We start from the raw sequence: 6,361 nt of genomic DNA, 5'->3' as shown, positions 1-6,361 counted from the left end.
AATACTAAATAACAATAAATGTATAAAACTAGAAATAATTGTGTCCACACGATAGCTCCCTCGGAGGGGTGGATTCAAAAATTAAAGAATTTTTGAAGACGGGGTGGTTCCATAGTGAAGCACAATAAAATCCTCCAATTCCTTCATCACCAGACTCAGATTATTTCTTACATCAAAATCACTGATTCTGAAAACCAAAAGTCCTAAAGATTCAAGATATTCCTCTCTTATCCCATCATAAATCTGCTTTTCATCATGGCTTGATCCATCTATTTCTATAATGAGCCCAAGCGTTTTTACATAAAAATCAACGATATAATTTCCGATAATCCTTTGTCTGTCAAAATCAACGGTATAAAATTTTTTTGCACGGACTTTCTTCCAGAAGATTACTTCACCTAAGATCCGGGCTTTACGCTTTTCTTTTAATAATACTTTTAAATAGGGATTGTAGGGAAGATTCTCAACGAAATTCCTTCGGATGGGAATTCCGTTGATGGCGGTGAGGGTTTCTTTCATTATTGTGTTTTTAACCACCCCGTCTTTTAAAGCTTACACTTTAAAATCCACCCCTCCGGGGGAGGGGAATTGAGGCACATTTATTCAAATATAGTATTTAATATCAAATAGTGGTTGATTTATAGATTTGGTAATTTTGCTTAAACTTTAAACCATTCTTCCTTTCCCCTCTTGCCTATATTTCCTATTTTGAATATCTTTAAAACTTCAAACATTGTTTAAAACATAGACCTTTAAATAGTAATATGACATTTCAAGAACAGATACAGCAGGGGATTCCTGATCAGCTGCCACAACCGAAACCGTACGAGACCAATATCAACCATGCTCCGAAGCGTAAAGAAATTTTAGGAGAAGAAGAGAAAAAGCTGGCATTGAAGAATGCTTTACGTTATTTCGATCCCAAGTTTCATGCAGAACTGATTCCTGAATTTAAGCAGGAACTGGAAGATTACGGAAGGATTTATATGTACCGTTTCCGTCCGGATTATGAAATGAAGGCAAGACCTATCACAGATTATCCCGGAAAGTCTGAGCAGGCCAAAGCCATTATGCTGATGATTCAGAATAACCTGGATTATGCCGTGGCACAGCACCCTCATGAACTGATTACCTATGGTGGAAACGGAGCGGTTTTCTCCAACTGGGCACAGTATCTGCTGACCATGAAGTATCTGTCGGAAATGAATAATGACCAGACATTGGTGATGTATTCAGGACATCCGATGGGATTGTTCCCATCTCATAAAGACGCGCCAAGAGTGGTTGTAACGAATGGTATGATGATCCCGAACTATTCAAAACCGGATGACTGGGAGAAATTCAATGCATTGGGCGTTACCCAATACGGGCAGATGACAGCGGGAAGTTATATGTATATCGGACCTCAGGGGATTGTTCACGGAACAACGATTACGGTATTAAATGCTTTCAGAAAGATCAAAAAAGAGCCTAAAGGCGGACTTTTCGTTACTTCAGGATTAGGAGGAATGAGTGGAGCTCAGCCAAAAGCAGGAAATATCGCGGGCTGTGTAACCGTATGTGCAGAAGTGAATCCTAAGATCACAAAAATCCGTCATGACCAGAAATGGGTGAATGAAATCCATGAAGATCTTGATGAATTGGTAAAAAGAGTAAGAGAAGCACAGGCAAACAAAGAAACCGTGTCTTTGGCTTACCTTGGAAATATTGTTGAAGTTTGGGAGAAATTTGATCAGGCAGATTTAAGAATAGACATTGGCTCAGACCAGACTTCGCTTCACAATCCTTGGGCGGGAGGCTACTATCCTGCAGGACAAAGTTTTGAAGAATCCAATACCATGATGGCTGAAAACCCTGAACTATTCAAAGAAAAAGTTCAGGAAACATTGAGAAGACATGCTGCAGCGATCAACAAACATACAGCAAAAGGAACGTATTTTTTCGATTACGGAAATGCCTTTTTACTGGAAGCTTCCAGAGCCGGAGCTGATGTAATGGCAGAAAATCCAACATTGGGAAGAGAATTCAAATATCCGAGCTATGTACAGGATATTATGGGACCTATGTGTTTCGATTATGGTTTCGGGCCATTCCGTTGGGTATGTTCCAGCGGAAATCCGGAAGATCTTCAGAAGACGGATGATATTGCATGCGCAGTATTGGAAGAAATGGTGAAAAATTCTCCGGAAGAGATCCGGCAGCAGATGAAAGACAACATCCAGTGGATCAAGGGAGCACAGGAAAATAAACTGGTGGTAGGTTCGCAGGCAAGAATCCTGTATGCAGATGCGGAAGGAAGAATGAAAATAGCGGAGGCCTTCAACAAAGCTATTAAAAACGGAGAAATAGGACCTGTGGTATTGGGTAGAGACCACCACGATGTTTCAGGAACAGATTCTCCTTACAGAGAAACTTCCAATATCTATGACGGATCAAGATTTACGGCGGATATGGCCATTCACAATGTGATTGGAGACAGTTTCCGCGGAGCTACATGGGTTTCTATCCACAATGGAGGTGGAGTAGGCTGGGGAGAAGTGATTAACGGAGGTTTCGGAATGCTCCTTGATGGAAGCGATGATGCCGACAGAAGGCTGAAGTCTATGCTTTTCTGGGACGTCAACAACGGAATATCAAGAAGAAGCTGGGCAAGAAACGAAGGCGCTGTTTTCGCCATTAAAAGAGCAATGGAAGCAGAACCCAATCTGAAAGTAACACTTCCGAATTTGGTAGATGAAAATTTACTGTAAAATATTTTAGATATCAACAAAACCTGCTGTAAAGCAGGTTTTTTGTTTCTTATTGCAATAAGAGTTTAGATTTCTTTGGAATGCAAAAGAAGTGCGTAGATTATCCATACAGTCTGTCATTTTGGTAGGAATCTAGGTTTTTTACTTGAAAATCCAGATTCCACGCTCCACTTTGTTCCGCTCTGAATGACAAATGGTGGGCATACTTAATTCGCACAATCAGCGTAGAGATATTCACCTCTTTTGTCATTTCAGAATTTCAGCCTTAAAGAGTAATTGTAGATTCTATACTCCAATTCTGAACTTCGTTAGTAGATCTTCGGTCTGTCATCTAAATGCCATACGTTGTGTTTTCCTACATAAAATTAAAATATCTGTTTAAAAATATAGTAAAGTTTTTTTATTTTTAAAATTCAATAAAAACTAGAAAATATTATACACAATATGAGAAAATACCTTTTCAGTTTACTTTTCGGAACTTTATTTTCAATATCTGCTTTTGCCTGCCTGAATGGAGAGAAAATGGTGTTGGCCAATCAGGAGATATTATATGTTGATTTCGATGGAGAAGTGCCATATGGTCATCAGATCGGTGTTAAAGAAGAATTAGAAGAGTTTTTGGTGAAACTGAAAAAAGGATATGATAAGACAAAGGATGTTGATTATCTCTCGGACGAAGGGTACATTTTAATTCTTTTAGGAAGATATCAGGAAGCCATTGATCTTTATAAGAAGATTGAATCTTTAGAGCCTGGCAGGTATTCCACGGCATCCAATATGGGTACAGCTTATGAGCTGATAGGAAATAATAAAGAAGCTTTGAAATGGATTGAAACAGCAATGAAAACAGAACCTCATTCCCATTCAAAATCTGAATGGATTCATATTAATATTTTAAAAGCTAAAATTAGGGGCAGATCTTTTATCTCATCCATCGATCTCATTGGAAAAGATTTTGGGAATGGGAAAGCTCCTCAATCCACATTAAGCAAGAAAGATCTTCAATTGCTTAAAATGCAGATCTTTTATCAGCTGAATGAGAGAATGACTTTTGTAAAACCCAAGGATGCAATCGTAGCGCAGCTTTTATTTGATCTTGGAAATATTGCTTTATTGATGAATCAAAAATATGATGCTGAAAAAAGTTATACGCAGGCCAAAGAATATGGCTTTGAAAATTCTGTATTAGAAGAAAGAATGAAGTTGTCTTCTCAAGCACTCGCAAAAAATGGAAAACAGGTTTCAGATGATCCGAAGGAATCAGAAGAATTAAACTGGATAAGTGTTGTGTTTTCTGTTTTATCATTGATCATTTCAGGATTTGTTATTTTTAAATTCAGAAAGAAGATATTCTCATTGTTTAAATAATGTTTCCCATTGATGAATAAATATATAAAGATTGCAATGTTCTTCGGTGGGCTGGCTTTGTCATTACCAGTGATCTGGTTTTTTCAAAATCCACGAAGTTCATTTGCTTTCGGACCGGGAGTGCAGGATTTCTCTAAAAACTTAACCGGAGGCTATAAACTTTACAGAAACTCGGCGCATGAAATATTTGTAGCCCCTTCAGATGGATGGAATAGTGAAACTGCTGTCATCCGCTCCAAGGTCATTAAAGTAAATGTATATGATGATTTCATTGTTGCAGAAAGACAAGGGTTAAAAAGGAGAAATCCTAATGATAGTTTGAACACCTATGAAGTTCCGGATGAGAATGTAAAAGATTTTTGGATTCTTAATACAGGTAAAAATTATGTATTGGGCAATCTAAACAAAACTAATTTTAAAAGGAAATTAGATTCTCTTCATATTCCTGTTACAATTGAATTGATTGATATTTATAAATACTAAAATTTCACAACTCTTTCCAACCTTTTTCCAAAACCGTGCATCTTTATAAGAAAAGACATTCTATGAAAATAACCATACCCAAACCCTGTCATGAAAACTGGGACACTATGACACCTTATGAACAAGGAAGATTTTGTGCGGTCTGTTCCAAAACAGTACAAGACTTCAGAACAGCTCCGGATGATGAGATTATACAGGTTTTTAGTAATACTTCACAGGAAATCTGTGGCGCTTTTCATCCATCGCAGCTTAACAGGGATTTGCATTATTCTTATATCAATTCTCTTTTTGTAAAATTTGCTGTAGGTTTTATGCTTACAACAGGAGGAATAGTGAGTGTGCATGCACAGCAAAAAAATGGATGTGATACGCTGAAGGCTGATGAAGTAGAGGAAGTTGCTTTCGGTACTCAGAGAGACAGGAAATTGCTTGGTTCTGTTGGAGTATTACCTGCCAGTGCTTTATTACAAGGCAAAGAAAAAGAAAAGAAAGAAATTGTATCAAAATTATCAGGAGTAATTGGGATGGCTTCTGGAGATAATAACAATATACGGATTGGTGGGGCTCCTTCAAGCGGCACAGCGTACAAGCCTCTCTATGTTGTAGATGGGAAAATAAGTGATTTTGAAAAAGTAAATACACTGGATACTAATCTTATAGAAACAATGAACGTTCTGAAAGGAAATCCTGCTGTAGTAAAGTATGGTGAAAAAGCAAAAGATGGAGTAATCGAGATTACCACTAAAAGGAAAATAAAAAAGAATAAAAAGTAAAAACCAATTAAGATTTTCAGTAAGCAAAACGTCATCAATTTTATCGGAGATAAAATCTTCGCGTCTTAAAAAGTATTCTTTACAATTATTTTGCGCCTTGGCGTTTCCAACAAAACAGCTACAACATTAAAAAAACTCAGTACGGAACTGAGTTTTATTTTTCTTAATGGTTATTTTCTTACAGTTTCTGGAGACTAGAATTTAGATTCCTTGCTTTGCTCGGAATGACAAACGGAGTGTTGAAATTTTATCGGAGATAAAATCCTGGCGCCTTAAAACAGAAAGTTTTTAATATCATTTTGCGCCTTAGCGTTTAACCCAACTACGATACAAAAAAACTCAGCATATCGCTGAGTTTTTTTATTTTTTCTTAAGAGCATTTAGTTCCTCTTGTAATCTCTCGTTTTCCTTCTTCAGATGTTCTATATAATCTCTCTGATTTTCAAGAAGAAATTCAGGTACATTACAATAAAGATTACCGTTTATGTTATTTCCAAAACCGCTACTTCCAGTAATATTTTCAAAATTATTGATCTGCTTTGCTTCCTCTTCTTCGTAAATTTCTTCCACAGGAACTTCCAGTAAGCGGGCAATTTTGTCCCATTCATCATTGAAAATCTTTACATCTCCGCTTTCTTTTCTGCTGTAGTTAGAGACATCAGTCGCAATATAATCAGCCACTTGCTGTTGTGTGAAGCCTTTTCTTTTTCTTACGTTGCGTAGTTTTTCTTTTTGCATGACCCGTATTTTCTACAAATATGCAAAATATTACCGGAAAAAATATTTCTTTTTATTGGAAATTTTAAACGCTTGCTTCATACAATCAATCCTGATTGATTCTCTCTTTGCTCCCTTGAGTTATTCATTTTTAATTAAAACTTTGCGTTTTAGAGTTTGTTGATTGTGTTGGGAAAACGCAAAGAAGCTAGGTTTTTAAAGTATTGTATTCTATTTAAGGCGCAAGAAAATCAAAGATTTTCAGCAAAA

The 6,361-nt window shown here is 36.8% G+C and carries 6 protein-coding genes; 4 read left to right on the top strand and 2 right to left on the bottom strand.

What is annotated here, in order from left to right; all coding sequences use genetic code 11:
* Positions 1-81: 81 nt before the first annotated feature.
* Positions 82-519, bottom strand: a complete 438-nt coding sequence (locus tag ACODR7_RS21370; RefSeq protein ID WP_488842269.1) for an endonuclease domain-containing protein — start codon at positions 517-519, stop codon at positions 82-84.
* 245 nt (positions 520-764) lie between these two features.
* On the opposite strand from ACODR7_RS21370, the gene hutU reads away from it, so the two are divergent.
* From hutU to ACODR7_RS21350, 4 genes are all read left to right on the top strand, one after another.
* Positions 765-2,750, top strand: a complete 1,986-nt coding sequence (gene hutU, locus ACODR7_RS21365) for a urocanate hydratase (RefSeq protein ID WP_488842267.1) — start codon at positions 765-767, stop codon at positions 2,748-2,750.
* A gap of 444 nt (positions 2,751-3,194) precedes the next feature.
* Entirely contained in the window at positions 3,195-4,118 is a 924-nt protein-coding gene (locus ACODR7_RS21360; protein WP_488842266.1) for a tetratricopeptide repeat protein, read from the top strand.
* Positions 4,119-4,130: 12 nt separating this feature from the next.
* Positions 4,131-4,601 (top strand): DUF3997 domain-containing protein, encoded by a 471-nt coding sequence (locus tag ACODR7_RS21355; RefSeq protein WP_488842264.1) that lies wholly within the window; start codon positions 4,131-4,133, stop codon positions 4,599-4,601.
* Positions 4,602-4,663: 62 nt separating this feature from the next.
* Positions 4,664-5,374: a TonB-dependent receptor plug domain-containing protein gene (locus ACODR7_RS21350; RefSeq protein WP_488842262.1), complete on the top strand. Its 711-nt coding sequence runs from the start codon at positions 4,664-4,666 to the stop codon at positions 5,372-5,374.
* A gap of 360 nt (positions 5,375-5,734) precedes the next feature.
* Here the strand turns inward: ACODR7_RS21350 and ACODR7_RS21345 are convergent, their stop codons facing one another.
* Positions 5,735-6,112 carry a helix-turn-helix domain-containing protein gene (locus ACODR7_RS21345; protein ID WP_488842260.1) on the bottom strand — a complete coding sequence of 126 codons (378 nt, stop codon included), beginning with the start codon at positions 6,110-6,112 and terminating at the stop codon, positions 5,735-5,737.
* Between the last annotated feature and the right edge of the window lie 249 nt (positions 6,113-6,361).

It is taken from the genome of Chryseobacterium sp. FG46, from assembly GCF_057809135.1.
This window is presented reverse-complemented; position numbering and strand designations above follow the sequence as displayed.

Coding starts and splice junctions, on each gene's coding strand:
- ACODR7_RS21360 (WP_488842266.1), top strand. CDS start 3,195: ATGAGAAAATACCTTTTCAGTTTACTTTTCGGAACTTTATTTTCAATA.
- ACODR7_RS21370 (WP_488842269.1), bottom strand. CDS start 519: ATGAAAGAAACCCTCACCGCCATCAACGGAATTCCCATCCGAAGGAAT.
- ACODR7_RS21350 (WP_488842262.1), top strand. CDS start 4,664: ATGAAAATAACCATACCCAAACCCTGTCATGAAAACTGGGACACTATG.
- ACODR7_RS21355 (WP_488842264.1), top strand. CDS start 4,131: ATGAATAAATATATAAAGATTGCAATGTTCTTCGGTGGGCTGGCTTTG.
- ACODR7_RS21345 (WP_488842260.1), bottom strand. CDS start 6,112: ATGCAAAAAGAAAAACTACGCAACGTAAGAAAAAGAAAAGGCTTCACA.
- hutU (WP_488842267.1), top strand. CDS start 765: ATGACATTTCAAGAACAGATACAGCAGGGGATTCCTGATCAGCTGCCA.